This window comes from Arenimonas donghaensis DSM 18148 = HO3-R19 (assembly GCF_000743535.1).
Taxonomy (GTDB): Bacteria; Pseudomonadota; Gammaproteobacteria; order Xanthomonadales; family Xanthomonadaceae; genus Arenimonas; species Arenimonas donghaensis.
Map to the genome: position 1 here is coordinate 125,708 of NZ_AVCJ01000012.1, position 25,511 is coordinate 151,218.

The following is a 25,511-nucleotide window of genomic DNA, read 5'->3' on the forward strand; positions in this document are numbered from 1 at the left end:
GTTGTCGCTCTCGCGCCCCGTCCGCTACAATTGCGCGTCTTTGCCGGCCCCGGGTGGGCTGGCTGCCGTTTTTCAGCCACTTAGCAAACGTTTCGGAGAGCCGGATGGCTAACCAAGGGGTCAACACGGGGCGTCGCCGCTTCCTGACTGCAAGCACCGCCGTGGTCGGCGCGGTGGGCGTCGGGTTCGCCGCGGTGCCGTTCATCAGTTCCTGGAAGCCCAGTGCACGGGCCCAGACGGCCGGTGCCCCGGTCGAGGTCGACATCAGCAAGATCGAGCTCGAGCCCGGCATGCGCATGATCGTCCAGTGGCGCGGCAAGCCGGTCTGGATCTTCCGGCGCACGCCCGAGCAGCTCGCCGCGCTGCCGGCGCTCGACGACCGCCTGCGTGACCCGAACTCGGAAAACGCCGACCAGACCCCGGCCTTCGCCAAGAACGAAGCCCGGTCGATCAAGCCCGAGCTGGCCGTCATCGTCGGCATCTGCACCCACCTGGGCTGCTCGCCGACCTACGTGCCGGAACTGCAGCCGCAGGCGTTCGACAGCGAATGGCAGGGCGGCTTCTACTGCCCCTGCCACAACTCGCGCTTCGACCTGGCCGGCCGCGTCTTCGAAGGCGTGCCCGCGCCGTCGAACCTCGAGGTCCCGCCTTACCACTTCATCGACGACAACCGCCTGATGGTCGGCGTCGCTCCCGAGGAGGCCGCCTGATGGCCAGCAAGTTCTCCCGTGGCGTCGATGGCGTGGTCGGCTGGTTCAACGACCGCACCCCGGGCCTGATTCCCTTCTACAAGAAGCACATGTCGGAGTACTACGCTCCGAAGAACTTCAACATCTGGTACTACTTCGGCTCGCTGGCCATGTTGGTGCTGGTCAACCAGATCGTCACCGGCATCTTCCTGACGATGCACTACAAGCCGTCCGCCACCGAGGCTTTCGCCTCGGTCGAGTACATCATGCGCGACGTCGAATGGGGCTGGCTGATCCGCTACATGCACTCCACCGGCGCGTCGCTGTTCTTCGTCGTGGTGTACCTGCACATGTTCCGCGGCCTGATCTACGGCTCCTACCAGAAGCCGCGCGAGCTGGTCTGGGTGCTGGGCGTGGTGATCTTCCTGGTGCTGATGGCCGAGGCCTTCATGGGCTACGTGCTGCCCTGGGGCCAGATGTCCTACTGGGGCGCGCAGGTCATCATCAACCTGTTCGGCACCATCCCCTTCATTGGTCCCGAGCTGACCGAGTGGATCCGCGGTGACTACCTGGTCGCCGACGCCACGCTCAACCGCTTCTTCGCCCTGCACGTGATCGCGCTGCCGCTGGTGCTGCTGCTGCTGGTCGTGCTGCACCTGGGCGCGCTGCACGAAGTGGGCTCGAACAACCCCGAGGGCGTGGACATCAAGAAGGTGAAGGATCCGGCCACGGGCAAGCCCAGGGACGGCATCGCCTTCCATCCCTACTACACGGTCAAGGACCTGTTCGGCGCCGGTTTCTTCCTGATCCTGTTCGCCTTCATCGTGTTCTTCGCCCCGACCATGGGTGGCTGGTTCCTGGAGTGGGACAACTTCATCGAAGCCAATCCGCTGGTCACGCCGGCGCACATCAAGCCGGTGTGGTACTTCACCCCGTTCTACGCGATGCTGCGCGCCATCCCGCATCCGCTGTTCGGCGTGATCGTGATGGGCGGCGCCACCATGATCCTGTTCGCGCTGCCGTGGCTGGACCGCTGCAAGGTCCGGTCCATCCGCTACCGCCCGATGCTGCACAAGGTGCTGATCACGCTGTTCTGCATCAGCTTCGTGGTGCTGGGCTGGCTGGGCGCGCAGTCGGGTTCCGACGTGCAGAAGCTGGTGGCCCAGATCCTGACCTTCTATTACTTCGCCTTCTTCATCCTGATGCCTTTCTGGTCCGTGATGGGCCAGACCAAGGCCGTTCCCGAGCGGGTGCCTTCGCATGACTAAGTTGCGCTACTTCGTCTTCCTGGCGGTGCTGCTTCCGGCCCTGGGCCTGGCGGCCGGTCCGGGTCCGGCGCTCGAGCACTCGGGCACCGACCTGAGCGACAAGGCCTCGCTGCAGCGCGGCGCCGGCCTGTACATGAACTACTGCGCGGGCTGCCATGCCCTGTCGATGCATCGTTATTCCCGCATCGCCAGCGACCTGGACCTGCCGCCGGAAGTGGTCGAGCAGTACCTGGTGCCGCCGCAGGCCGCCATCGGCGAGACCATCCGCACCGGCATCGACGCCGGGGATGGCACCACCTGGTTTGGCAAGGCGCCCCCGGACCTGAGCCTGGTCTCGCGCGCCCGGCTCGGTGGCGCGGATTGGGTGTATTCCTACCTCAAGGGTTTCTACATCGACGAAGCCCGCCCCCTGGGCTGGAACAACACCGTGTTCCCGGGTGCCTCGATGCCCAACGTGCTGTGGGAACTGCAGGGTATCCAGCGCCCGGTCTACGACCAGGGCGAAGACGGCGCCTCGCACCTGAGCAAGCTCGAGCTGGCCACGCCCGGCCGCCAGAGCCCGGAGGAGTTCGACCGCACCGCCCGGGACATCAGCGCTTTCCTGCAGTACGTGGCCGAACCGGCCGCGCTCAAGCGTGAATCCATCGGCGTCTGGGTCATCCTGTTCCTGGCCTTCTTCACCTTCATCGCCTACCTGCTGAAGCTGGAGTACTGGCGCGACGTTCACTGATTCCCATTAAAATCAGTAACTTGGGGCCGCCATTTGGCGGCCCTTCGTTTTTCGGGCCGGCGTTCCGGCGTCCGGTGCGAGGCCGGCTTGCGGGAAAGACGGCATTTCGGGCAGGGTTAAGGCTTCCGATGACCGCCGGCAGGGGCTGGCGGCACCCTGGGGGATTCCTTGATGGCTGCCAGTCCGCGCATTCGCAACGCCCTGACGCTGTTCTCCGCCCGCGATTGCGTCGTTTGCCATCGTGTCCGGCTGGTTCTGGCGGCCAAGGGCGTCACCTACGACCTCATCCCGGTGGATCCGACCAACCCGCCGGAGGACCTGGTCGACCTCAATCCCTACCACTCCGTACCGACCCTGGTTGATCGCGACCTGGTGCTCTATGCCGCTTCGGTGGTGTCCGAGTACCTGGACGAGCGCTACCCGCATCCGCCGCTGATGCCGGTGGACCCGCTTTCCCGCGCCCGCCTGCGCCTGGCGATGCTGCGGCTCGAGCACGACTGGGTCCCGCACGTGCAGGCCGTGCAGCACGGCACCAAGGCCCAGGCCGACGCCGGCCGCAAGCGCCTCAAGGAGCTGCTGATCGCGTCCTTGCCCTTGTTCAAGGCGTCCAAGTTCTTCCTGAACCCGGAGATGAGCCTGGCCGACTGCGCGATCGCCCCAATCGTCTGGCGCCTGCCTTCGCTTGGCGTGCAGTTGCCCAAGGAGGCCAAGGTCATCGAAGACTACGGCAACCGCATCTTCCGCAATCCGGCCTACCTGCGTAGCCTGACCCCTGAAGAAAAGGCGCTGCACGACATCCCGCAATGACCCAGACCCCCCGAATGGGATCCAATCGCCCCTACCTGCTGCGGGCGTTGAACGAATGGATCAACGACAACGGCATGACCCCCTACCTGCTGGTGGACGCCGCGCACGATGACGTGCAGGTGCCGGCGGCCTCGGTGAAGGAAGGCCGGGTCGTGCTCAACATCGCGCCGCGCGCGGTGGCGCGCCTGGCCATCGACAACCAGGGCGTCAGCTTCAATGCGCGTTTTGGCGGCGTCAGCCAGTCGGTGTACGTGCCGGTGGGTGCGGTGCTGGCGATCTACGCCCAGGAAACCGGCCAGGGCATGATGCTTCCCGACGACGGCGCCGACGTCGAAGAGGGCGATGATGGTTCCCCGGAGCCGCCGTCGGGGCCCGACGGTGGTGGCGAGCCGCCCAAGCGCAGCCATCTGCGGGTGGTCAAGTAGCCTCGGTCTGAGGCGACGGCGGTGCCGGTCCGGCCAGGGCCACCAGGCGGCGCCCGTGCAAGACGATCCGGCCGGCGTGGCGATCCTGGCCGCCGGTGGAATATTCGAATCCGTAGTGTCGTTCCAGGCCAAGCCAGCCATCCGGCCCACGCCGCAGGCGCAGGGCCAGCAGGTGCACGCTCTGGTCGAGCCACTGCACGCCGGCGCGTGTACAGGCCCGCTGTCCTATGACAGTGGCGGTTTCCGCGGCCGCGCGCCCTGAATACCAGAACACGACCAGGGCCATGGCGAAGATCGAAACGAGCAGGGTGCCTAACATGCCCAGAGTGTGGGGCCGGATCGGGCCCGTCACAAGTTGCCCCTCCCGGCTGCGTGAAGACATGGCTAAGATAAGCCCGGACCCCGGCCCGACCGGCGCACGGCGATTCGCAGGAGAGCGAAGATGAAACTGGTGTTTCCCAACGGCGAACATCCGCAGGTGCTGCTCAGCCATGGCGTCAACCGCATCGGCACGGCAGGCGAGGGGGCGGTGGTGCTGCAGGTCGAAGGCGTGGCCGCGCACCACTGCGAAATCCACGTCACCGGCACCGGTGCCAACCTGCAGGTGCCGGCCGGCGGCGGCGAGGTCAGCGTCAATGGCAAGCCGGTGGCCGACATCATGGCGCTGCGCGCCGGCGACATGATCGGCATCGGTCCGGTCCAGGCGCGTTTCGCCGTCGTCGAGGCCGCGCGTTCGGCCTCGCCATCGGCGGCCGGTGCGTCGGCCGACCGCGACGACGACAACGGCGTCACCCGGGTGCGCATGGCCTTGCCCAAGTACATGCTTCGCGGCGTGTCCGGCGCGGTGTTCGGCAAGGTGTTCCCGGTGCATGGCCCGGTGGTCATCGGTCGTGCGGCCGAAGCCGACATCTCGGTGGCCGCCGAGGAAATCTCGCGCCGCCACGCCCTCGTGAAGCCGACGGCCGATGGCCTGTCGGTCGAGGACCTGGGTTCGTCCAACGGCACCTACATCAACGGCAAGCGCGTGCAGCAGGGCTTCCTGAAGCCGGGCGACGAACTGCGCCTGGACGCGGTGCGGCTGATCCTGGTCGCACCCGGCATGGAAATGGCCCAGCAGGCCACCCGCGTGGTCTCGTCCGACGCCGGTGCGCCGGCGGCGTCCCCCGGCATGAGCAAGTGGGTGCCGATCATGCTGACCGCGGCGGCCCTGGCGGTGATTGCCGCGATGTTCCTCAACCGCGGCTAGACAGGATGCCCTGTGGGAGGGACTTCAGTCCCGATGGCTTCGGGACTGAAGTCCCTCCCACAGGAACTCAGCTGCTTGCCGGGCCCAGGCGCAGCGACAGGTCCAGCGCCTGGACGTGCTTGGTGAGCGCACCGATGGAAACGTAATCGACGCCGGTATCGGCGATCGCGCGCAGGCGTTCCAGCGTGACGCCGCCCGAGACCTCCAGGGGGATCCGGCCATCGGCGCGGCGCACGGCTTCACGCAGGTCGTCGTCGCTGAACTCGTCCACCAGGATGCGGTCGCAGCCGGCGGCCAGGGCCTGGTCGAGTTCGGCCAGGGATTCCACTTCGACGATCAGCGGCAGCGCCGGGTGCAGGTTTCGCGCGGCCGCCACCGCGGCCGCGATGGAGCCGGCGGCGTGGATGTGGTTTTCCTTGAGCATCACGGCATCGAAGAGGCCCATGCGGTGGTTGAGCCCGCCGCCCGCGCGCACCGCGTACTTCTGCGCCTGGCGCAGGCCGGGCAGGGTCTTGCGGGTGTCGAGCACGCGGGTTCGGCTGCCGGCCAGCGCGGCGACGCATTCGGCGGTGCGGCCGGCGGTCGCCGACAGCGTCTGCAGGAAGTTCAAGGCCGGTCGTTCGGCGCTGACCAGCGCCCGGGTCCGTCCACGCAGCGTCACCAATACGGTGCCGGCGTCGATGGCCTGGCCCTCCTGCACGTGCCAGTCGATCCGGATCGCCGGGTCCAGGGCCCGGAAACAGGCGTCGAACCAGGGACGGCCCGCGACCACGCCGGCTTGCTTGGCGACGACGTGCGCTTCGCTGTGGTCGTCGGGCAGCAGGTCGGCGGTGGCGTCGCCGGGCCCGATGTCTTCGGCCAGGGCGCGTGCGACGTCCCCGGCCACCACGTCCGGCGGCGGCGGGCTCAGGGGCGCGGCCATGTCAGCGCGGGAAGCCGTCGATGGTGTCGGTGGCCAGCGCCTCGTCGGCCAGCAGCACCGGGATGCCGTCGTCGATGCGATAGGCGGTGCGGCGGTCGCGGGTGATCAGGCCGGCGTCCAGGGCCTCGGCCTGCGGACTGCCGTCGGCGCGGCTGACGCCCCCGGCGGCGATGGCCCGGTTGATCGCCTCGAGTTCGGCGCCGCCGAGCAGGGCCAGGGGCTGCTTGCTGGTCGGGCAGCACAGGATGTCGAGAAGTTTGCGGTCCATGGGGGCCGGTGTCCGGATGGTGGGCAAGGGTCTAGAATAGCGTTTTGCCGAAGCAGGCCGCCATGAACCAAGCCACGAAGAACCCACTGGTCGGCGTGATCATGGGCTCCCGGTCGGACTGGGAGACCATGCAGCATGCCGTCGCGCGCCTCGAGAAGCTGGGCGTGCCCCACGAAGTGCGCGTGGTTTCCGCGCACCGCACCCCCGACCTGCTGGCGGAATACGCCAAGGCCGCCGAGGGCCGCGGGCTGCGCGCGATCATCGCGGGCGCCGGCGGCGCGGCGCACCTGCCCGGCATGGTGGCGGCGATGACGCCGGTGCCGGTGCTGGGCGTGCCGGTGCAGAGCAAGGCGCTCAACGGGCTCGATTCCCTGCTGTCCATCGTGCAGATGCCCGCCGGCGTCCCGGTGGCGACCTTCGCCATCGGCGTGGCCGGCGCCGCCAATGCCGGCCTGTTCGCCGCCGCCCTGGTGGCCCAGCACGAACCGGGTGTCCGCGACGCCCTGGCCCGCTTCCGCGCCGAGCAGACCCAGGACGTGCTCGACCACTCGGACCCGCGGCAGCCGTGACCACCGTCGGCATCCTCGGCGGCGGGCAGCTGGCCCGCATGATGGCTTTGGCCGGCGCGCCGCTGGGCCTGCGCTTCCTGGTGCTCGACGCCACGCCCGACGCCTGCGCGGGCCAGTTCGCGCCGATGCTGGAAGCCGACTATCGCGACCAGGCCGGCCTGGCCGAGTTCGCCGGGCGCGTGGACGTGGCCACCTTCGACTTCGAGAACGTGCCGGCCGAAAGCGCCCGCTGGCTGGCCGAGCGCGTGCCGGTGTTCCCGAACCCGCGTGCGCTGGCGGTGGCCCAGGACCGGCTGGCGGAAAAAACCCTGTTCCGCGAACTGGGCATCCCGGTGCCCGAATTCGCCACCATCGACAGCCGCGAACAGCTCGACGCGGCGCTGGCGTCGGTGGGCACGCCCTGCATCCTCAAGACCCGCCGCCTCGGCTACGACGGCAAGGGCCAGTTCCGCATCAAGTCCCCGGCCGATGCCGACGCCGCCTGGCAGGCGCTGGGACCGCAGGCCGCCAGCGTCGGGCTGATCCTCGAAGGTTTCGTGGCCTTCCAGCGCGAGCTGTCGGTGGTCGCCGTGCGTGGCCGTGACGGCGAGCTGCAGGCCTGGCCACTGACCGAAAACTGGCACGACCACGGCATCCTCTCGGCCAGCCTGGCACCGGCGCAGACCGACGCGGCCCTGCAGGCGCAGGCCCTGGACGCGGCCCGGCGGGTCGCCGAGGCGCTGGACTACGTCGGCGTGTTCGCGCTCGAGCTTTTCCTCAAGGACGGCGTGCTGGTCGCCAACGAGATGGCGCCGCGGGTGCACAACTCCGGCCACTGGACCATCGAAGGCGCCGAGACCTCGCAGTTCCAGAACCACCTGCGAGCGGTGCTCGGGCTGCCGCTGGGCAGCACCCGGGCGCTGGGCCACAGCGTGATGCTGAACTGGATCGGTGCCATGCCCGCCGCCGCGCCGGTGCTGGCCGAAGCGTGTGGCCACTGGCACGACTACGGCAAGTCGCCGCGCGAAGGCCGCAAGGTCGGGCATGCGACGCTGCGCGCGGACAGTGCGTCTGAATTGGCCGGGGCGCTCGAACGCGTCGGCAAGGCCTTGGGGCGCGAATCGCAAGTCGCGCCAGTCATCGCCCGCCTGCGCGATTAATTCTTGTAGGAGCGCCTTCAGGCGCGAATCCGTTCTTCGCCGAAGGCAAAGCCAAAAGATTCGCGCCTGAAGGCGCTCCTACAGGGAGCCCGGCTCGCCGGGAAAGACCACGACATGGGCCAGGTCCGGGTGCACGCGAAGAAAGCTGCCCGGCTTGCGCTGCTGGTGGCTGGGCACCAGTGACATCAGGACGGTGCCGTCGCCCAGTCGCAGCGTATGCAGGGTTTCGGCGCCACGAAACGCGATGGCGGTGACTTCCGCTTCGATGCCGCCTTCGTCCACCGGGCGCAGGTCGTCGGGGCGGAGCAGGACGCGAACCTCGGTGCCGTCGGGCCAGGCCATCGGGCGCGCCACCGGCAGTTCGCCCAGCACGGTGGCCACGCGGTTGCCCGCCACCACCCGCGCCGGCAGGAAGCGTCCCTCGCCGACGAACGACGCCACGAACGGCGTCGCCGGCCGGTGGTAGAGCTCGAAGCCCGGCGCCCACTGCAGCAATCGGCCGGCCTGCATCACGCCCACGGTGTCGGCGAAGGCGAAGGCCTCCTCCTGGTCGTGGGTGACCAGCAGCGCGGCGATGCCGAGTCGGTGCAGCAGCTCGCGCAGGTCGTCGCGCAGGCGACCGCGCAGATCCGCGTCGAGGCTGGAGAAGGGTTCGTCGAGCAGCAGCAGGTCCGGCCGCGGTGCCAGCGAACGCGCCAGCGCGACGCGCTGCTGCTGGCCGCCGGAAAGTTCATGGGGGTAGCGGCCATCCAGGCCTTCCAGGCCGATCAGCGCCAGGGTCTCGCGGATGCGTTCGGCGCGCTCGCCGCGGCCCAGGCGGTGCAATCCGAAGCCGACGTTGCCGGCGACGGTGAGGTGCGGGAACAGGGCCAGGTCCTGGAACACGAAGCCCAGGCCGCGGGCCTCGGGGGCCAGCGGCAGGGCGTTGCTGCCGCGAAGCAGCAGGCGCCCCGCGTCCGGCGCGTGGAAGCCTGCGATGGCGCGCAGCAAGGTGGTCTTGCCGCAGCCGCTGGGTCCGAGCAGGCAGCCCAGTTCGCCGGCGGAGAGCGTCAGGTCGAGCTCCCGCACGGCCGGCTGCCCTGCGTAGCCGCAGGACAGCCCGTGGATCGACAGCAGGGCTGGGGCCATCCGGCCTCAGGCCATCTGGCTGGCGACGAAGTCCCAGTTCACCAGGTTCCAGAACGACTCGACGTACTTCGGTCGCGCGTTGCGGTAGTCGATGTAGTAGGCGTGCTCCCAGACGTCGCAGGTGAGCAGGGCCTTGTCGCTGCCGGTCAGCGGGGTGGCGGCGTTGGGCGTGCTGACCAGGGCCAGCGAACCGTCCGGGCGCTGCACCAGCCAGGCCCAGCCGGAGCCGAAGGTGGTGATGGCGGTCTGGCTGAACTGTTCCTTGAACTGCGCGAAGCTGCCGAAGGCCTTGTTGATCGCCTCGGCCAGGGCGCCCGACGGCTCGCCGCCGCCCTTGGGGCTCAGGCAGTTCCAGTAGAAGGTGTGGTTCCAGACCTGGGCGGCGTTGTTGAACATGCCACCCTGGGCCTTGCGGATGATGGACTCGAGGTCCATGGACTCGAATTCGGTGCCTTCGATCTGCTTGTTGAGGTTGGTCACGTAGGCCTGGTGGTGCTTGCCGTAGTGGAAATCGATGGTTTCGGCCGAGATATGCGGCTCGAGCGCGGCGCGATCGTAGGGCAGGGCGGGAAGTTCGATGGCCATGGGCTGTCTCCTTTCGGGTGGGGGAAGGCGCCGGTAGGGCACCCAGCCGTATAATTCTATCCCCATCGCGGCCCGCACCCGGGCCGTCAGCGAAACGGAGCTTCACATGAGCGTCATGGATCGAATCAAGGCCGAGGTCGACGGCCACCCCATCGTGCTCTTCATGAAAGGCACGCCGCAGTTCCCGATGTGCGGCTTCTCCAGCAGCGCCGCCAAGGCGCTCAAGGCCGCCGGTGCGTCGTCCTTCCACAGCGTCAACGTGCTCGAGGATCCGGAGCTGCGGGCCAATCTCCCGCGCTATTCGGACTGGCCGACCTTTCCGCAGCTGTTCGTCAACGGCGAATTGATCGGCGGCTGCGACATCACCCGCGACCTGCTCGACAGCGGCGAGCTGGCGCGCATGGTCGCCGAGGCGCAGAAGACGGCATGAGCAGCCAGGCCGCCATGCCCGACGTCGCCGCCGACGCCCTGGCCGGGCGGGTCGTGCTGGTCACCGGCGCGCAGGGTGGCCTGGGCGCCGAGGCCGCCAAGGCCTGCGCGCGCGCCGGCGCCACGGTCGTGCTGCTGGGCCGGAAGCTGCCCAAGCTCAACCGGGTCTACGACGCAGTGAAGACCCTGGGCCCGGAACCGGCCCTGTATCCGGTGGACCTGGCGGGCGCCGACCCGGCCGACTACTCGCAGCTGGCGGAGAAGGTCGCCTCGGAGCTGGGCGGCCTGCACGGCCTGCTGCACTGCGCCGCGGAATTCACCGGCCTGGCGCCGCTGGAGGCGACCGAGCCGGAAGCCTTCGTGCGCTCCTTGCACGTCAATTTCACCGCCCCCTGGCTGCTGACCCAGGCCTGCCTGCCCTGGCTGCGCAAGTCCGGCGATTCGGCGGTGGTGTTCACCACCGACGACCCGGCGCGGGTGGGCAAGGCCTACTGGGGCGCCTATGGCCTGGCCAAGCAGGGCGTGGCGGCCCTGGTGCGCCAGCTCAGCGCCGAAACCGACCAGACCGCGGTGCGCGTGGCCGGGCTCGAACCCGGGCCGATGCGCACCGACCTGCGTGCGCGCGCCTACGCCGACGAGGCCCAGCTGCGGGTCCCCGCGCCGGCGGCCTACGCCCCGGCCTGCGTGCACCTGCTGTCGCCGGCGGGCATCGACCACCGGGGCCGCATCTGGGCCCCGCGGGTGCCGGCATGACCACCCTGTCGGCGGCCCTGCTGCTGTTCCTGATCCTGGACCCGCTGGGCAACATCCCCATCTTCCTGGGCCTGCTCAAGCCGCTGCCCGGCCAGCGCCGGCGGCGGGTGCTGGCGCGCGAACTGCTGATCGCCCTGGGCGTGCTGATGGCTTTCCTGTGGGGCGGCAAATACGTGCTGGACCTGATGCACCTGCGGCAGGAGTCGGTGTCCATCGCCGGCGGCATCGTGCTGTTCCTGATCGGCCTGAAGATGATCTTCCCCAGCGCCGAGGGCATGTTCGGCGAGGTGCCCGAGGGCGAGCCCTTCATCGTGCCCATGGCCATCCCCCTGGTGGCCGGCCCGTCGGGCATGGCGGCGGTGATGCTGCTGGCGGCCCAGGAACCGCACCGGATGGGCGACTGGAGCCTGGCCCTGGTGATGGCCTGGGGTGCCACGGCGGTCCTGCTGTTCTCGGCCACCTCCCTCTACAAGGTACTGGGCATGCGGGTCCTGACCGCCGTGGAGCGGCTCATGGGCATGCTGCTGGTCGCCATTTCGGTGCAGATGCTGCTCGACGGCGTGGCCACCTACCTGCGGGCGCCCGGGCTGGGCTGACGGCCCCCGGGCCCGGCCCGTCGCGCTGTCACCTGAATGACATGTAATCCCGTTAGCGTGTTAAACTCTTGTTATTGCCACGGGGCAGGGGAACCACCCGAACGCGGCAATCCTTCAAGGACTAGCCGGGCCTGGCCCATCAGGCACCGCGGCGGGACGCCGCAGCCAATTTCAGCCACTTTACTTAAACCAGGGTTCATCACCATGACCAATCGCAACCGGGTTCGGCTTTCGCAGCTCTCCCTCGGCCTTGCCATCGCCCTCGCGGCGGCGCCGGCCTTCGCGCAGAACACTTCCGCCGGCGTCAGCGGCCGCATCGTCGGTGCCGACGCCGCGCCCGTGACCGGCGCGCAGGTGACCATCGTGCACACGCCCTCGGGCACCGTCAGCAACGCCACCACCGGCGCCGACGGCCGCTATGCCGCGCGCGGCCTGCGCGTTGGCGGTCCGTACACGATCACCATCGTCAAGGACGGCGTGACCGAAGTCCGCGAAGGCATCTACCTGCAGCTGGCCGACGTCACCTCGGTTGACGCGACCCTCGGCGAAGAAGCCGCGACCCTGGCCACGATCGAAGTCACCGGCGCCAACGTCGCGTCCGAAATCTTCTCGTCGGACAAGATGGGTGCCGGCAGCAACGTCACCAACGCCCAGATCCAGGCCTTCCCGTCGATCGAGCGCAACCTGCAGGATTACGCCCGCCTCGACCCGCGCGTCACCCAGACCGACAAGTCCCGCAACGAAATCTCGGTCGGCGGCCAGAACCCGCGCTACAACGCCATCCGCATCGACGGCATCAGCACCAACGACGCCTTCGGCCTCGAGTCCAACAGCCTGCCGACCCCGAAGCAGCCGTTCTCGATGGACGTCATCGACGAAATCGCGATCGACGTGGCCAACTACGACGTCACCATCTCCGGTGGCACCGGCGGCGTGATCAACGCCGTCACCAAGTCCGGCACCAACAACTTCAGCGGCTCGGTCTACGGCCTGTACCGCGACAACTCGATGGTCCGCGACAACGACGACGGCAGCGACTTCTCCGGCTTCGAGGACGAGACCACCTACGGCGTCACCTTCGGAGGCCCGCTGGTCAAGGACCGCCTGTTCTTCTTCTTCAACTACGAGAAGTACGAGCAGGGCGCGCCCGGCCCGAGCTTCGGCCCGGTCGGCTCCGGTGCCTCGAACATCGTCAACATCACCCAGGGCGACATCGACGCCATCCGCGGCATCGCCCAGGGTTACGGCTTCGACGCCGGCACCTACGGCGCCGGCGGCGCCGACACCACCGGTGAAGAGTACGGCCTGAAGATCGACTGGAACATCAACGACGCCCACCGCGCCGCCTTCCGTGTCGGTACGTCCGACCAGAGCGTCGCCAACTTCCCGGGCTTCGGCAGCACCCAGATCGCCCTGAGCACCTACGCCTACCAGCGCGACTACAAGTTCGACACCTACACGGCGCAGCTGTTCAGCGACTGGACCTCGAACTTCTCGACCGAAGCCAAGGTGTCCTACCGCGACTACTCGGCCGTGCGTACCCCGACCGTCGACCTGCCGGCCGTGGCCGTGCGCGTCGGCAACGCCACCGTGAACTTCGGCACCGAGGAAAACACCCACGCCAACATCCTCGAGACCGAGACGCTCAACGCCTACCTGGCGGGCAACCTGTTCGTCGGCGACCACACGCTGAAGTTCGGCGTCGACTACGAAGACAACGACATCTACAACCTGTTCGGTCGTCGCAGCAACGGCGTCTACACCTTCAACTCGATCGCCGACTTTCAGAACGGCCGTCCCAGCTTCTACCGCTACTACCACCCGGCCGGTGGCAACCGCGACAACACCGCGGCCATCTGGGGCATCGAGAACCTGGGCCTGTTCGTGCAGGACACCTGGGCGGTCAACTACAACCTGACCCTCAGCTTCGGCCTGCGCTACGACGAGCCGATGGTTGACACCGACCCGACCTACAACGCCGCCGCCGAGGCCACCTTCGGCTTCGACAACAGCTCCACCATCGACGGCAACGGCCTGGTGCAGCCGCGCTTTGGCTTCAACTACACCTTCGACAGCGACCGTCCGACCCAGATCCGCGGCGGCTTCGGCCTGTTCCAGGGCGCGGCGGCCAACGTCTGGCTGTCCAACCCGTTCACCAACACCGGCTTCGGCTACATCGACTACAGCTTCTTCAGCGGCCTCAACACTCCCTGCAACACCTCGGATGGCCGCTGCTTCGTGGCCGATCCGAACGGCCAGCTGGTGCTGGTGCCGCCGGGCGCGAGCGAAGGCACGCAGTCGGTCGACTTCGTCGATCCGAACCTGGGCCAGCCGGCCGTGTGGAAGGCCAACCTGGCCTGGGACCACGAGCTGCCGTTCTGGGGCCTGACCGCGTCCGCCGAAGTGATCTTCTCCGAGGTTGAAGAGGCGATCTACTACGAGCACCTGAACCTGGGTGCGCCGACCGCCGTGGGCCAGGATGGCCGCCTGATCTACTGGAACGCCAACGGCCTGAATCCGGCCCGCTGGAACCAGTTCGGTTCGGGTTCGGGCGTCAGCGCCCGCGCCAACCGCGACAGCAGCTTCACCGACGCGATCATCGCCCGCCCGACCTCCGAGGGTGAGTCCCAGCAGATCTCGTTCTCGCTGAGCAAGATGAACAACGGCGAGAGCCCGTGGTCCTGGATGGCGTCCTACACCTACACCAACGCCGAGGAGGTCAGCCCGCTGACCAGCTCCACCTCCGGTTCGCAGTGGGGCAACAACAACACCTTCAACCCGAACGAAGAGGTCTCCGCGACGTCCTCGTACGAGATCAAGGATCGTTTCGTGGCCGCCGTGAGCTGGGAGAAGCGCTTCTTCGGTGACTACGCCACCCGCGTCTCGATGTTCTACGAAGGCCGCTCCGGCCGTCCGTTCAGCTACGTGTTCGACAACGACGCCAATGGCGACGGCCGCTTCGGCAACGACCTGCTCTACATCCCGACCGGTCCGGGCGACGTGCGCTTCGGCAGCGCCGCGGAAGAGGCGGCGTTCTGGGCCTACGTCGAGAGCAACGAGTACCTGCGCGCCAACCGTGGCCGCGTCGCCGAGCGCAACGGCGCCCGCGCGCCGTGGGTGAACCAGTTCGACGTGCGCATCAGCCAGGAACTGCCGGGCTTCTTCAAGGACCACAAGTCCGAGATCTGGCTCGACATCCTCAACGTCGGCAACATGATCGACAAGGACTGGGGCCAGATCGAAGAAGTCGGCTTCCCGGGCAGCCGCGGCGTGGTGGAGTACGGTGGTATCGACCCGGTCACCGGTCAGTACGTCTACCGCTTCAACACCCCGGACACCACCCGCATCTACGACGACCGCGCCATCTCGCGCTGGTCGCTGCAGATCGGCTTCCGCTACAAGTTCTGATCGCGGCACACCGAGTCACGGCGACGGCCGGCGGGAAACCGCCGGCCGTTTGCTTTTGTGGGCCGCGGCCTTGTGGGAGGGACTTCAGTCCCGATGGCTTTCGGGACTGAAGTCCCTCCCACAAGTTGATCTGCCCGGTGCTAGAGTCCGGGGTTCGAAAACGAAAAGACCAAGAGAAACAGCGCCATGAGCGACACCCTGACCCCCGCCGCCACCGTCAACGCCCGGATCTCGCCGCGCGGTGGCCTGGACATCCTTTCCCGCGATGAAGTCGCCCGCCTCGCCGACGCCTCCGTCGGCGGCCAGCGCGATCTGCTGCGCCGCTGCGCGCTGGCCGTGCTGACCAGCGGCAGCGACTCCGACGATCCGCGCGCCGCCGCGCAGCGCTTCGCCGATTTCGACATCGAGGTGCACCAGCAGGACCGCGGCATCAAGATCGAGCTGCGCAATGCCCCGGCCGAAGCCTTCGTCGATGGCGAGATCATCCGGGGCATCGCCGAGAACCTGTTCGCGGTCGTGCGCGACATCGTCTACAACGCCAACGAGGTGGCCGAAGGCGGCCGCATCGACCTCGAGTCCGGTCCGGGCATGACCGAGGCGGTCTTCGAGATCCTGCGCAATGCGCGGGTGATGAAGTCCTACATGGAACCGAGCCTGGTCGTCTGCTGGGGCGGCCACTCGATCGGCCGCGACGAGTACCTTTACACCAAGCGGGTCGGCTACGAGCTGGGCCTGCGCGGCCTGGACATCTGCACCGGCTGCGGTCCGGGCGCGATGAAGGGGCCGATGAAGGGCGCGACCATCGCCCACGCCAAGCAGCGCCACTGGAAGCCGCGCTACATCGGTATCACCGAGCCGGGCATCATCGCCGCCGAATCACCAAACCCGATCGTCAACCACCTGGTGATCATGCCGGACATCGAGAAGCGCCTCGAAGCCTTCGTCCGGCTGGGCCATGGCATCATCGTCTTCCCCGGCGGCGTCGGCACCGCCGAGGAAATCTTCTACATGCTCGGGCTGCTGCTGCACCCGGACAACCAGTCGCTGCCGTTCCCGCTGATCCTCACCGGCCCGCGCGAGTCGGCGGCCTACTTCGAGCAGATCGACCAGTTCCTGAAGCTGGCCCTGGGCGAGGAAGCCCGCAAGCGCTACCAGATCATCATCGACGACCCGGTCGCGGTGGCCATGGCCATGCGCCAGGGCCTGCGCAAGGTGCGCGAGCACCGTCTGGACGAGAAGGACGCGTTTTTCTTCAACTGGTCGCTGCACATCCCGTTCGAGTTCCAGCAGCCGTTCGCGCCGACCCATCGGGCCATGGCCGGCCTGAACCTGCATCGCGAGCAGCCCCTGCATCTGCTGGCGGCCGACCTGCGGCGCGCCTTCTCCGGCATCGTCGCCGGCAACGTCAAGGAAGAAGGCCTGCGCGAGGTCGAAAAACACGGCCCGTTCCGGATTTCCGGCGACAAGGACATCATGGCCGCGCTCGATTCGTTGCTGCGCGCCTTCGTCGAACAGCGACGCATGAAGATCGCCGGCGACTACGTGCCCTGCTACCAGGTCATCGACTGACCGGCAGGGTGATCGTCGCCACGTAGCGGCCATCGAGCACCCGCGTCTCCAGTCGTCCCCGGCCTTCGCTCAGGGCCTGGATGCGCTCGCGCGCCGACGCCAGGCCTACCTGGTGGCCTGCCGCGGGCCGTCGACCGGCGGGGGGCAGGTCATTGCTGATGACCACCCGCACCTCGTCCACCTCCTGCACGACGGCGATGTCGAGCCGGCCACCGGCGGGGCAGGGTTCGATGCCGTGGCGGATGGCGTTCTCGACCAGGGGCTGGACCGAGAGCGCCGGCACGACCACGTCCGGCAGTGGCGCCGGCAGGGTCCAGTTCACCCGGAGACGGTCACCGAATCGCAGGCGTTCGATCTCCAGGTAGCGGCGGGCCAGGTCGAGTTCGTCGGCCAGTGGCAGCTCCGTCGGACCCGACAGGGCCGCCCGGAACAGGTCGGCCAGGTCGAGCAGCAGCTGCTCGGCCTCGCCGGGCCGGGCGTGCACCAGCGCCGCGCCGGTATTGAGGGTATTGAAAAGAAAATGTGGCCTGATGCGCGCCTGCAGGGCCTCGAGCTCGGCCTGCTTGGCGCGCACGGCCGCCAGCCGCCCCTTCCAGTGATTGTGGAAGGCCGCCAGGCCGAGCAGGCCGACGGCGATGGTGATGCCGGAGACGTTCAGCGCCAGGTTGCCCCAGTCCACGCGTCCGACCGACCCGCCCGGGTCCAGGTAGGAGCGCACGGCGAAGGTGATCAGCCAGCCCATGGCCAGGGCGATGACCAGGGCCAGCGCGGCCACCGACGAGGGGCCCAGGCGGTTGAGGGGGCGGCGGGCCAGGTACAGCACCGCGAGCGTCAGCAGGCTGGTCCACTGGATCCATAACGAGGCCAGGCCAAAATAGACCATGCGGTCACCGATGACCTTGGGGGCAAGGGCAAGCGCGGCGGCCAGGCCTTCACCGCCAAGGATGACCCACATGATGGCGGTGGCCTGCCAAAGCATGTCCAGGGGGCGGGTGGCAGGTTGGGGCAAGGGGTCGGCCATCGGTTCCGGGGCGCGGGGGAACGCCTCAATCATGCCCGTAAACGCCGCCAGAGGGGGCTTGCTGCCGCCCGCACGGGCAGGCGGCCCGTTCGTCGGGGGCCATTGGCCACCGGGGCCGGCTTGGGGATAAGTTGCCCACGTCAGCCTGTAAAGGATGGGGAAATGGGCCGCAACACACATGCGACGGGTGGATTCACCCTGGTTGAACTGATGGTCGTGCTGGCCGTGCTGGCCGTGCTGCTGGGGGTTGCCGTGCCCAGCTTCCAGAACATCACCAACCGCAATCGTTTGACGGCCGTCACCAATGAAATGGTGGGTGCCCTGCAGCTCACCCGGGTCGAAGCCGTGCGCCGGAACGGCCGGGTCGTCTTTTGCCCGACCACGAACGGTACCGCCTGCGGCGGCGACGACTGGACGCGCAGCATCGTGCTCGCGCCCGGCGGCGAAGTGGTCCGCGAGCTGAACTTCGAAGGGGCCGGCCTGGTGGTCCTCGCCAGCCCCGCCGTGGACACCGGCGACCAGATCTCCTTCGGTGCCAGCGGCTTCGCGCGGGCGGGCACCACGGTGACCAATCGCGCCGGTGGGCTGCGCGTCTGCAGCACGCTGGTCAGCGGCAACGAAAACGCACGCGATGTCATGGTCAACGTCAGCCGCGTCAGCGTGGTGACCCGCGGTAGTGCGGGCTGCGCCGTCGCGCCCGGGAATCTATAAGGCAGCCAGCATGCGAACCAAGCAGACATTCCCCCGGACCCAGCAAGGCGCGAGCCTTCTCGAAGTCCTGATCGCCATCCTGATCCTTGCGATCGGCCTGCTCGGCATCGCCGCCCTGCAGGCGGTCACGCTGCGCAACATGCAGGGTTCGGGCGACCGCTCGGTGGCGGTCATCCAGGCCTATGCCATGTTCGACATCATGCGCGCCAATCGTGACGACGCGCTCGACGGTGACTACGACACCGCCGGTTTCATCTGCGAGGCGCCGGCGGCCGGCACTCGCGTCAACAACGAGAAGGCGCTCTGGATCAACCAGATGCAGGCGGCGATGGGCCCAACGGCCTGTGGCGAGGTCGACTGCCTCGGCGGTGAATGCACCGTCAGCGTGCGTTGGGACGAAAGGCGGCTTGGCGGCAATGAAGGCAACGCGGAAGCGGAAGAGCACACCCTGAGCATGGAGTCCACGCTGTGAACCAGAACGCCTCTCTGCGCGGCGTCGCCCGCCCACGAACCGGTACCGCCGGCTTCTCGCTCATCGAGCTGATGGTCGCGATGCTGCTCGGCTTCCTCGTGGTGGCGGCGGCCGGTGGTGTCTTCCTGTCGAACAAACGCGTGTATGCCTCCAGCGAAACCATCGGTCGCATCCAGGAAAACACCCGCGTGGCCTTCGAGCTGATGTCCCGCGACGTGCGCGAGGCCGGCGGCAATCCCTGTGGTTCGGCCAGCGTCCCGGTCAACATCCTGGAAGGTACGAACGACATCTTCTGGGACCGCTTCAACGAGGGGCTGACCGGTTACGACGGCGGCGACGCGCTGCCGATGACCGCCACCGGTACCGGCGTCGCCCAGCGGGTGGCCGGCACCGACGCGATCGAGGTGCACTCCGCGCTCGACGGCGGCGTCCGGGTCATCGAACACGACGGCCCCAGCGCCAACCTCCAGGTGACGTCGATCACCGGTTTCGTCGACGGGGACATCCTGCTGGTCTGCAACATCTCCCAGAGCTTCATCTTCCAGGTGACCGGCTTCAGCGCGGCCGGTGGCGGCCTTTCGATCCAGCACAATGCCGGCGGCGGCACCTCGCTCAACTGCAGCCAGACCTTCCAGGTCTTCGACGGCGATGCCGACACCGACTGCAGCCCGGGCGCCAGCAGCGCCGTCGACTACTGCTTCACCGAGGTGGCCGCAGGCAATCCGCAGTGTGACTTCGGCAGCTTGTCGCCGGCCTACGTGGTGCGGCCCGGCAGCATCCAGTGGTACGTGGGCAACAATGCCCGCGGCGGCACGTCCCTTTACCGGTCGGTGGTGGTCAACCGCTCCGGGACGGCCACGCCCAACGTCGAGCTCGCCCGGGACGAAATCGTCGAGGGCGTCCAGGGCCTGGCCCTCACGTATCTCGAGCAGGGTGAAAGCGCTTATACCAACGCGGCCGGCGTCGGTGACTGGGGTCGTGTCCTGGCCGCACGCATCGAGCTCGTGATGACGGGCGCGGACGGCGCCCTGGGCGGCGGCGAGATCGAAGGCACCGACGGTGCCGTGCTGTCCCGCACCGTTGCCCACGTCGTATCGCTTCGCAACCGGGAGGGCACGCTGTGAGCCTGCGCAACTTCCATGCTCCGAACCGCCAGCGCGGCGTCACCCTGGTGATCGTGTTGCTGCTGCTTATCGTCGTCACCCTGCTGGGCCTGGCCGCGATGCGTGGCAGCATCCTGCAGGAGCGCATGGCCGGTAACGTCGCCGCGCGCGGCATCGCCTTCCAGGCGGCGGAATCCGCCCTCCGCGTCGGCGAAGAGTACCTGCGCGTCGCCGATCCGGCCGTGCCCGCCAACGGTTGCAGCGGCGGCGTCTGCGCCATGCCCGTGGATGGCGGTGCCCCGGCTTACGAGGCCGCCAACTTCTGGTCGACGGCTGCCAATTACCGTTCCGTGGCCCTTGACGACGATACCAACCTCTCGATGCTGCGTTATTCCATCGAGTCGCTGGGCGAAGGCACCGCGAGCGCGGCCAGCAGCGGGCCCGCCGAATGCCTGGGCGCCGAGGGCGACCAGTCCGGCTGCGTCGGATCCGATGGCGCCGCCAACGTACGCAACTACCGAATCACTGCAATCGCGCAAACCGACAACGGGGCGCAAGTCGTGCTCCAGTCGACCTTCCAGATGCCCTGAGGCAGGTGAAGCCATGAAGCGTTCAATCCCCCAATCCCGCTCGCAGCGCCCGCTGGTCGCCGCGCTTGCCTTCGTCGCCACCTGGCTGGCCCTGCCGGTCTCGTCGGTCATGGCCCAGAGCTTCCCCGAATACCCGCTGCAGACCGGCGCGGGCAACGTCGAGCCGAACATCATGTTCGTGCTGGATGACTCCGGCTCGATGGCCTTCGACTACATGTACAACCCGGCCCTGGGCGACATCGAAGCCTGCGTGGACGTCCGGAGCAATGGCACCTGCAGGACCACCCTGGACATCACCGACCAGGCCTATGTCGGCAATACGCTTTATTACAACCCGGCGCAGGTCTATCGCACCTGGATGCAGGCGAACGGCACCCGGATGACCGGCGGCACCACCCTGGGTTCGGTCTATGGTTCGCGGAACTTCGCGGGCAGCGGTTATGGCGGGGAAAGCGACACGCTTGACCTGCTCAATCCGTCGAGCTGTGAAACCTACGACAACAACGGCAGCAACAATACGATCTGCGGCAGCAACGCCCAGACCTTCTACGTTCCCAAGAACCCGGCCAGCACCAGCGCCGCCTACCTTGAGAACGCGCTCAACTACTACCGCTACCAGATCCGCAATTTCGAGGGCTCGGTCCGGCTCATCCGCAGCGAGCTGATGCCGGGCGGTGGTTACGGCGACTTCCCGGCGACCACGACCGTGGATCAGAACCAGGTTTATCTCTACAACAACCTGTCGCTCGGCCGTAACCAATCCTTCAATGGCGACTGGTTCTACATCGACCAGACCGTCGACGAACTGATCGCGACCACGGTCGGCAACAACGGCAACGCCAATCTCCGTGTCTATCGCTGGAACGGCAGTGGTTGGAGCCAAGTGTGCCAGTCGGCCGCCAACAACAACAGCAACGAGACCTGCACCATCACTGATGCACAGGGTTATTACTACCTGCAGGTCTATACGCCCAACAACGGCAGTGCGCCCTTCACCGGGCTGACGGTCCGGGCCATCACCCGCGACACCGAGACGGTCACCCGCGATTCGGGCTGCGACGTGACCACCGAGACCTACGGTTGGGGTGGCTGCACCTTCGCCGTGCCCGTGGCTGGCCGGAGCGAAAGCCAGGAATACGCGAATTTCGCGACCTGGTATTCCTACCACCGCACCCGCATGAAGGTGGCCAAGGCCGGTGCGGCCGACGCCTTCCACCAGCTGGGCAACAACGTCCGCACCGGTTTCCGATCGCTGCACCAGAACAACGGCAACAGCAACTACGACATCCCCGTCAACGACGGCAACAACGGCGTTTTCGAGGGCAGCGCCCGCACGACCTGGTTCTCGAAGCTGATGAATGCCCGTGGCCAGAGCGGAACCCCGCTGCGCACTGCGCTGGAAGGCACGGGTAGCTACTTCAGTTCCAGTTCGTCTTCCGGCCCCTATGGCCCCGGTAGCGTGGCCAACCAGCTGGCCTGCCGCCAGAACTTCGCCATCCTGACCACGGACGGCTACTGGAACGGCAGTTACAGCGGTGGCGCCGGCGACCAGGACGGCACCAATGGGCCGTCCATCACCAATCCGGCCGACGGCACCAACGCAGTCCGTTACACGGTCTCGCACCCGTTCAGGGACGGCGTCGGCGCGAACTACAGCAATACGCTGGCCGACGTCGCCATGCGTTACTGGAAGCAGGACCTGCGCAGCGACCTCGACAACATCGTGCCCACCGCCACCAACAACCCGGCGTTCTGGCAGCACATGGTCACCTTCGGTGTCTCGATCGGCCTGCGCGGTACGGTGGACCAGACCACGGTCGCCGACGTCCTGGCGGCCGGGCGCCCGCGCATCAATGGTGTGTCGGTGAACTGGCCGGATCCGACCGATGCCGAAAACGCCGAGCGCATCGACGACCTGCTGCATGCCTCGGTCAACGGGCGCGGCGAGTTCATCGCCGCCAGCAACGCCGAGGACTTCGGCACGGCGCTCAACAGCGTGCTGGGCCAGATCCAGTCCCGCCTGGCGTCCGGCTCCAACGTGGCCACCAACAGCACGTCCTACCAGACCAACTCGCGCATCTACCAGGCGACCTACCGGTCGGTGCAGTGGACGGGCGAACTGGCCTCGATCCCGATTTCCGCCAGCGGTATCGGCAGCACCCCCAGCTGGCTGGTCACCTCCCGCATCGCGGCCACCTATGCCGACGGCAGCCCCGCCAACGACTACCACAACCGCACCGTGCTGACCTGGAACGGCAGCCAGGGCGCGAACTTCCCGACGTCGGCCCAGACCACCGCGCTGGCCCGCACCACGGGTTCGGCCCAGGTAACGGGCGCGAATAATGCCGCCTACATCAAGGGCAATGCCTCGCAGGAGCGGGCCAACGGCGGCGTGCTGCGCAACCGCCTTACGCGTCTGGGCGACATCATCAACTCTTCGCCCTTCTACGTGGCCGACACGGAGACCATCTACGTCGGCGCCAACGACGGCATGCTGCACGGCATCGACGCGCTCACCGGCGACGTGAAGTTCTCGTACGTCCCGGCCGGCCTCAACTTCGCCCGTCTCAAGGACATCAGCGACCCGGCCTATGCCCATGCCTACTTCGTGGATGGCCAGGTGACGGTGAGCTCCTCGCGCGTGACGCCGGGTGAAAACCTGCTGGTCGGCGCCCTGGGCCGCGGCGGCAAGGGCGTATTCGCCCTGGACGTCAGCAACCCGTCGTCCATGTCCGGTGGCAACAACGGCGACGTGCTTTGGGACAAGACCGCCGCCGTCGACGCCGACATGGGCTATGTGCTGGGCACGCCGGTCATCGTCAAGGCCAACAACGGCCAGGTGGTCGCGCTGGTGCCCAATGGCATCGAAAGCACCAACGGCGACGCGGTCCTGTACGTGATCGAAGTCGAGAGTGGCGCCGTCCGCGCCAAGATCAGCACCGGCAACACCGTCGGCAATGGCCTGAGCACCCCGCGTACGGCCGACCTGGATGCGGACGGTGACGTCGATTACGTGTATGCCGGCGACATGCTCGGCAACCTGTGGAAATTCGACCTCACCAGCGCCAATCCCGCCGACTGGGGCGTGGCTTACGGCGGTGAACCGCTGTTCGTCGCCCGTACCGCGAGCGGTGGCGTCCAGGCCATCACCGGCACCCCGGCGCTGGCGCGCGAAACGGCCGCCAACCGGATCTGGGTGAGCTTCGGCACGGGCCGGTTCATCTACGAGTCCGATGTCAGCAATACGGAAATCCAGACCTGGTATGGCGTCATCGACGACGAGGAATCCGACCTGCGCCGGGCCGACCTCACCGAGCGCGAGATCGCGGCGGTGGGTACCGATGGCCAGGGACGCGACATCCGCGCCTTCGAGCGCTACTCGGACCTGCCCGACGACTCCATGGGTTGGTTCGTGGATCTCGACCGGCCGCTCACGGGTGAGCGCATCATCGGTTCGGCCCGGGTCAATGGCCGCGCCGTGATCGTTTCGAGCATGGCGCCCACGGTGTCCTCGGGCTGCGAAAACGAGGGCGCGGGCTTCCTGAACGCGATCGACATGTTCACCGGCACCAGCCCGGAGAACTCGTCGGGCGGTGGTCCGGCCTCGTTCTTCGACCTCGACGGCGACGGCACGGGCACCAGCGACGGTGACTTCCTCACCGACGAGGACGGCAATCGCATCGGCGCAGGCTCGGTGGATACCGGCGTCGGCGCGCACTACGATTCGCGCAACGTCGATGGCGACTACGTGATCTGCGGTTCCAACGGTACCTGCGAGCTGGTCGACGGCGGCGAACAGGAAGGCGGCGCAGGCGACACCAAGCGTCTGTCCTGGCGTGAACTTTTCGAAGAGGATTGACCGATGACCATGTTCAGCCGGAACACGAAGGGATTCACGCTGATCGAGTTGATGATCGTCGTGGCGGTGATTGCGATCCTGTCGGCGATTGCCTATCCCTCGTACGTGAATTACGTACTGGACTCCAGGCGCGCCACCGCCACGGCCTGCCTGGTCGAGCATGGCCAGTTCATGGAGCGCTATTACACGACCAACCTCGATTACGAGATTGATCCGGCGGCCATGCCGGCCTTCGGCTGCGAAACGGAGTTGGCGGACTTCTATGCCTTCAGTTTCGTGGCCGATCCGACGGCCACCGCCTATACGGTGCAGGCGGTCCCGCAAGGCTCCCAGCAGCGGGACACCGAATGCGGCACGCTGACGCTCAACCAGATCGGCAACCGCACAGAAAGCGGCTCGGGTGACCTGGACGACTGCTGGTAAGCCCTGGCCCACGGCACCGGGAAAAGAAAAAGGCTCGCAGCGATGCGAGCCTTTTTCATTGAACCTTGGCGCCCGAAGTTGGACTCGAACCAACGACCCCCTGATTAACAGTCAAGTGCTCTAACCGGCTGAGCTATTCGGGCGGGGACGGGCATTTTAAACGACCCACCCCCCGGGTCAAGCCCCGCGGGTTCAGGGAAGGAAGGGGCAGGGCGGTGGATCGACGCGTGAAACCCTTGCGTGGCGCACCCTGCCGGCGATATTCACCACCACGCTGCCCAGGTGCACGGCCCGCTTTCGGCTGCACAGGCGCAGGCTGGCGTTGTTGCCTCCCGACATCCCCGTGGGTTGGTAGCGGACCCTGTGGCGGCCCGGCGTGGCACGGATGGCCACCGGACCCGGTGCCAGGGCCTCTGTCCACAGCACGTCTTCATCCTTGGCCGGCTGCGGTGAGCGCGTGGCGTCGACGTAGACCAGCCAGCCGGCGTCCCAGACCAGGTCGCCGCGACAGCTCCGGCCATCGGCGCTGGGGCAGAGGGTGACCGGCCGCCCCAGTGCGACGGCTGCCATGCGTGCCTGGGCAAGGCCGGCGGTCAGGGCATGGAAGGCCTGCAGCGTCGCCATGCGTTCGCGCAGCAGCGACAGGGACGGCGCCGCCACGGCCAGCAACAAGGCAAGCAGGAGCAGCACCAGAACCAGTTCCACCAGGGTGAATCCTCGCCGTTGGGCCCGCATGGCCGACCTCCGGGAAACCGGCCACCAGTTTCCAAAAGCAGGCGTGGCCAGCCGTCCCCGGAAGCC

Annotated in this window: 26 protein-coding genes and 1 tRNA gene; 19 read left to right on the top strand and 8 right to left on the bottom strand. The window is 67.7% G+C overall.

Going from position 1 to position 25,511, the window contains the following annotated elements; genetic code table 11:
- The first annotated feature begins 104 nt into the window (after positions 1-104).
- The 5 genes from petA (at position 105) to N788_RS06890 (ending at position 3,919) form a co-directional block, all read left to right on the top strand.
- On the top strand, positions 105-710 hold the full coding sequence (petA, locus tag N788_RS06870; RefSeq protein WP_034222809.1) for a ubiquinol-cytochrome c reductase iron-sulfur subunit: 606 nt from the start codon (positions 105-107) through the stop codon (positions 708-710).
- Positions 710-1,957, top strand: a complete 1,248-nt coding sequence (locus N788_RS06875) for a cytochrome b (RefSeq protein ID WP_034222810.1) — start codon at positions 710-712, stop codon at positions 1,955-1,957. Before petA ends, N788_RS06875 begins: the two co-directional genes overlap by 1 nt.
- Positions 1,950-2,687: a cytochrome c1 gene (locus tag N788_RS06880; RefSeq protein ID WP_034222812.1), complete on the top strand. Its 738-nt coding sequence runs from the start codon at positions 1,950-1,952 to the stop codon at positions 2,685-2,687. Before N788_RS06875 ends, N788_RS06880 begins: the two co-directional genes overlap by 8 nt.
- A gap of 171 nt (positions 2,688-2,858) precedes the next feature.
- The gene (locus N788_RS06885) at positions 2,859-3,494 is read left to right on the top strand and encodes a glutathione S-transferase N-terminal domain-containing protein (RefSeq protein WP_034222816.1); all 636 of its coding nucleotides are present in this window, start codon (positions 2,859-2,861) and stop codon (positions 3,492-3,494) included.
- Positions 3,491-3,919, top strand: coding sequence for a ClpXP protease specificity-enhancing factor (locus tag N788_RS06890; protein ID WP_034222819.1), 429 nt, complete (start codon positions 3,491-3,493; stop codon positions 3,917-3,919). The genes N788_RS06885 and N788_RS06890 overlap by 4 nt, the downstream gene beginning before the upstream one ends.
- Here the strand turns inward: N788_RS06890 and N788_RS06895 are convergent.
- Positions 3,912-4,238, bottom strand: a complete 327-nt coding sequence (locus N788_RS06895) for a DUF3301 domain-containing protein (protein ID WP_034222822.1) — start codon at positions 4,236-4,238, stop codon at positions 3,912-3,914. The genes N788_RS06890 and N788_RS06895 overlap by 8 nt on opposite strands.
- 123 nt (positions 4,239-4,361) lie before the next feature.
- Between N788_RS06895 and N788_RS13890 the strand changes: the two genes are divergently transcribed.
- Complete coding sequence (locus N788_RS13890) at positions 4,362-5,165, top strand: FHA domain-containing protein (RefSeq protein ID WP_051924453.1); 804 nt, start codon at positions 4,362-4,364, stop codon at positions 5,163-5,165.
- Positions 5,166-5,232: 67 nt separating this feature from the next.
- Here N788_RS13890 and nadC read toward each other — a convergent pair whose 3' ends face one another.
- Both nadC and N788_RS06910 read right to left on the bottom strand, forming a co-directional pair.
- Positions 5,233-6,087, bottom strand: coding sequence for a carboxylating nicotinate-nucleotide diphosphorylase (gene nadC, locus N788_RS06905; protein ID WP_034222825.1), 855 nt, complete (start codon positions 6,085-6,087; stop codon positions 5,233-5,235).
- Between the two features lies 1 nt (position 6,088).
- On the bottom strand, positions 6,089-6,355 hold the full coding sequence (locus tag N788_RS06910) for a Trm112 family protein (RefSeq protein ID WP_034222828.1): 267 nt from the start codon (positions 6,353-6,355) through the stop codon (positions 6,089-6,091).
- Positions 6,356-6,417: 62 nt separating this feature from the next.
- Between N788_RS06910 and purE the strand changes: the two genes are divergently transcribed.
- Together purE and N788_RS06920 are read left to right on the top strand one after the other, a co-directional pair.
- A complete protein-coding gene (gene purE / locus N788_RS06915; protein WP_034223335.1) occupies positions 6,418-6,924 on the top strand; it encodes a 5-(carboxyamino)imidazole ribonucleotide mutase in 507 nt (168 codons plus the stop codon).
- The gene (locus N788_RS06920) at positions 6,921-8,063 is read left to right on the top strand and encodes a 5-(carboxyamino)imidazole ribonucleotide synthase (protein WP_034222831.1); all 1,143 of its coding nucleotides are present in this window, start codon (positions 6,921-6,923) and stop codon (positions 8,061-8,063) included. Before purE ends, N788_RS06920 begins: the two co-directional genes overlap by 4 nt.
- Positions 8,064-8,141: 78 nt before the next feature.
- Here the strand turns inward: N788_RS06920 and N788_RS06925 are convergent, their stop codons facing one another.
- Together N788_RS06925 and N788_RS06930 are read right to left on the bottom strand one after the other, a co-directional pair.
- On the bottom strand, positions 8,142-9,191 hold the full coding sequence (locus N788_RS06925) for an ABC transporter ATP-binding protein (protein ID WP_034222833.1): 1,050 nt from the start codon (positions 9,189-9,191) through the stop codon (positions 8,142-8,144).
- A 6-nt stretch (positions 9,192-9,197) separates the two neighbouring features.
- Positions 9,198-9,776: a superoxide dismutase gene (locus tag N788_RS06930; RefSeq protein ID WP_034222836.1), complete on the bottom strand. Its 579-nt coding sequence runs from the start codon at positions 9,774-9,776 to the stop codon at positions 9,198-9,200.
- 106 nt (positions 9,777-9,882) lie between these two features.
- Here N788_RS06930 and grxD point away from each other — a divergent pair, with 106 nt between their 5' ends.
- The 5 genes from grxD to ppnN all read left to right on the top strand — a co-directional run bounded on the left by grxD (position 9,883) and on the right by ppnN (position 16,531).
- On the top strand, positions 9,883-10,206 hold the full coding sequence (gene grxD, locus N788_RS06935) for a Grx4 family monothiol glutaredoxin (protein WP_034222839.1): 324 nt from the start codon (positions 9,883-9,885) through the stop codon (positions 10,204-10,206).
- Positions 10,203-10,958 (top strand): SDR family NAD(P)-dependent oxidoreductase, encoded by a 756-nt coding sequence (locus N788_RS06940; protein ID WP_034222841.1) that lies wholly within the window; start codon positions 10,203-10,205, stop codon positions 10,956-10,958. Before grxD ends, N788_RS06940 begins: the two co-directional genes overlap by 4 nt.
- Positions 10,955-11,554: a YhgN family NAAT transporter gene (locus tag N788_RS06945; RefSeq protein ID WP_034222843.1), complete on the top strand. Its 600-nt coding sequence runs from the start codon at positions 10,955-10,957 to the stop codon at positions 11,552-11,554. Before N788_RS06940 ends, N788_RS06945 begins: the two co-directional genes overlap by 4 nt.
- Positions 11,555-11,758: 204 nt before the next feature.
- Positions 11,759-14,962, top strand: a complete 3,204-nt coding sequence (locus N788_RS06950) for a TonB-dependent receptor (RefSeq protein ID WP_034222845.1) — start codon at positions 11,759-11,761, stop codon at positions 14,960-14,962.
- Between the two features lie 186 nt (positions 14,963-15,148).
- Positions 15,149-16,531: a nucleotide 5'-monophosphate nucleosidase PpnN gene (gene ppnN, locus N788_RS06955; protein WP_034222847.1), complete on the top strand. Its 1,383-nt coding sequence runs from the start codon at positions 15,149-15,151 to the stop codon at positions 16,529-16,531.
- On the opposite strand, the gene N788_RS06960 is transcribed toward ppnN, so the two are convergent.
- Positions 16,521-17,585: a sensor histidine kinase gene (locus tag N788_RS06960; protein WP_244444099.1), complete on the bottom strand. Its 1,065-nt coding sequence runs from the start codon at positions 17,583-17,585 to the stop codon at positions 16,521-16,523. The genes ppnN and N788_RS06960 overlap by 11 nt on opposite strands.
- Before the next feature lie 129 nt (positions 17,586-17,714).
- Between N788_RS06960 and N788_RS06965 the strand changes: the two genes are divergently transcribed.
- Genes N788_RS06965 through N788_RS06990 form a run of 6 tightly spaced genes read left to right on the top strand, consistent with a single transcriptional unit; the run spans position 17,715 to position 24,710 of the window.
- On the top strand, positions 17,715-18,263 hold the full coding sequence (locus N788_RS06965) for a GspH/FimT family pseudopilin (protein ID WP_034222853.1): 549 nt from the start codon (positions 17,715-17,717) through the stop codon (positions 18,261-18,263).
- 10 nt (positions 18,264-18,273) lie between these two features.
- Positions 18,274-18,735, top strand: a complete 462-nt coding sequence (gene pilV / locus N788_RS06970) for a type IV pilus modification protein PilV (protein WP_034222856.1) — start codon at positions 18,274-18,276, stop codon at positions 18,733-18,735.
- The gene (locus N788_RS06975; protein ID WP_051924454.1) at positions 18,732-19,859 is read left to right on the top strand and encodes a prepilin-type N-terminal cleavage/methylation domain-containing protein; all 1,128 of its coding nucleotides are present in this window, start codon (positions 18,732-18,734) and stop codon (positions 19,857-19,859) included. The genes pilV and N788_RS06975 overlap by 4 nt, the downstream gene beginning before the upstream one ends.
- Entirely contained in the window at positions 19,856-20,428 is a 573-nt protein-coding gene (locus tag N788_RS14840; RefSeq protein ID WP_051924455.1) for a pilus assembly PilX family protein, read from the top strand. Before N788_RS06975 ends, N788_RS14840 begins: the two co-directional genes overlap by 4 nt.
- Positions 20,429-20,441: 13 nt before the next feature.
- Complete coding sequence (locus N788_RS13900; RefSeq protein ID WP_051924456.1) at positions 20,442-24,287, top strand: pilus assembly protein; 3,846 nt, start codon at positions 20,442-20,444, stop codon at positions 24,285-24,287.
- A gap of 3 nt (positions 24,288-24,290) precedes the next feature.
- The gene (locus N788_RS06990) at positions 24,291-24,710 is read left to right on the top strand and encodes a type IV pilin protein (protein ID WP_034222858.1); all 420 of its coding nucleotides are present in this window, start codon (positions 24,291-24,293) and stop codon (positions 24,708-24,710) included.
- 66 nt (positions 24,711-24,776) lie between these two features.
- Here N788_RS06990 and N788_RS06995 read toward each other — a convergent pair.
- Together N788_RS06995 and N788_RS07000 are read right to left on the bottom strand one after the other, a co-directional pair.
- Positions 24,777-24,853 (bottom strand) — tRNA-Asn (locus tag N788_RS06995).
- Positions 24,854-24,902: 49 nt separating this feature from the next.
- Complete coding sequence (locus N788_RS07000) at positions 24,903-25,445, bottom strand: GspH/FimT family protein (RefSeq protein ID WP_051924457.1); 543 nt, start codon at positions 25,443-25,445, stop codon at positions 24,903-24,905.
- Between the last annotated feature and the right edge of the window lie 66 nt (positions 25,446-25,511).

Coding starts and splice junctions, on each gene's coding strand:
- petA (WP_034222809.1), top strand. CDS start 105: ATGGCTAACCAAGGGGTCAACACGGGGCGTCGCCGCTTCCTGACTGCA.
- N788_RS06875 (WP_034222810.1), top strand. CDS start 710: ATGGCCAGCAAGTTCTCCCGTGGCGTCGATGGCGTGGTCGGCTGGTTC.
- N788_RS06880 (WP_034222812.1), top strand. CDS start 1,950: ATGACTAAGTTGCGCTACTTCGTCTTCCTGGCGGTGCTGCTTCCGGCC.
- N788_RS06885 (WP_034222816.1), top strand. CDS start 2,859: ATGGCTGCCAGTCCGCGCATTCGCAACGCCCTGACGCTGTTCTCCGCC.
- N788_RS06890 (WP_034222819.1), top strand. CDS start 3,491: ATGACCCAGACCCCCCGAATGGGATCCAATCGCCCCTACCTGCTGCGG.
- N788_RS06895 (WP_034222822.1), bottom strand. CDS start 4,238: ATGTTAGGCACCCTGCTCGTTTCGATCTTCGCCATGGCCCTGGTCGTG.
- N788_RS13890 (WP_051924453.1), top strand. CDS start 4,362: ATGAAACTGGTGTTTCCCAACGGCGAACATCCGCAGGTGCTGCTCAGC.
- nadC (WP_034222825.1), bottom strand. CDS start 6,087: ATGGCCGCGCCCCTGAGCCCGCCGCCGCCGGACGTGGTGGCCGGGGAC.
- N788_RS06910 (WP_034222828.1), bottom strand. CDS start 6,355: ATGGACCGCAAACTTCTCGACATCCTGTGCTGCCCGACCAGCAAGCAG.
- purE (WP_034223335.1), top strand. CDS start 6,418: ATGAACCAAGCCACGAAGAACCCACTGGTCGGCGTGATCATGGGCTCC.
- N788_RS06925 (WP_034222833.1), bottom strand. CDS start 9,191: ATGGCCCCAGCCCTGCTGTCGATCCACGGGCTGTCCTGCGGCTACGCA.
- N788_RS06930 (WP_034222836.1), bottom strand. CDS start 9,776: ATGGCCATCGAACTTCCCGCCCTGCCCTACGATCGCGCCGCGCTCGAG.
- grxD (WP_034222839.1), top strand. CDS start 9,883: ATGAGCGTCATGGATCGAATCAAGGCCGAGGTCGACGGCCACCCCATC.
- N788_RS06940 (WP_034222841.1), top strand. CDS start 10,203: ATGAGCAGCCAGGCCGCCATGCCCGACGTCGCCGCCGACGCCCTGGCC.
- N788_RS06945 (WP_034222843.1), top strand. CDS start 10,955: ATGACCACCCTGTCGGCGGCCCTGCTGCTGTTCCTGATCCTGGACCCG.
- N788_RS06950 (WP_034222845.1), top strand. CDS start 11,759: ATGACCAATCGCAACCGGGTTCGGCTTTCGCAGCTCTCCCTCGGCCTT.
- ppnN (WP_034222847.1), top strand. CDS start 15,149: ATGAGCGACACCCTGACCCCCGCCGCCACCGTCAACGCCCGGATCTCG.
- N788_RS06960 (WP_244444099.1), bottom strand. CDS start 17,585: ATGATTGAGGCGTTCCCCCGCGCCCCGGAACCGATGGCCGACCCCTTG.
- N788_RS06965 (WP_034222853.1), top strand. CDS start 17,715: ATGGGCCGCAACACACATGCGACGGGTGGATTCACCCTGGTTGAACTG.
- pilV (WP_034222856.1), top strand. CDS start 18,274: ATGCGAACCAAGCAGACATTCCCCCGGACCCAGCAAGGCGCGAGCCTT.
- N788_RS13900 (WP_051924456.1), top strand. CDS start 20,442: ATGAAGCGTTCAATCCCCCAATCCCGCTCGCAGCGCCCGCTGGTCGCC.
- N788_RS06990 (WP_034222858.1), top strand. CDS start 24,291: ATGACCATGTTCAGCCGGAACACGAAGGGATTCACGCTGATCGAGTTG.
- N788_RS07000 (WP_051924457.1), bottom strand. CDS start 25,445: ATGCGGGCCCAACGGCGAGGATTCACCCTGGTGGAACTGGTTCTGGTG.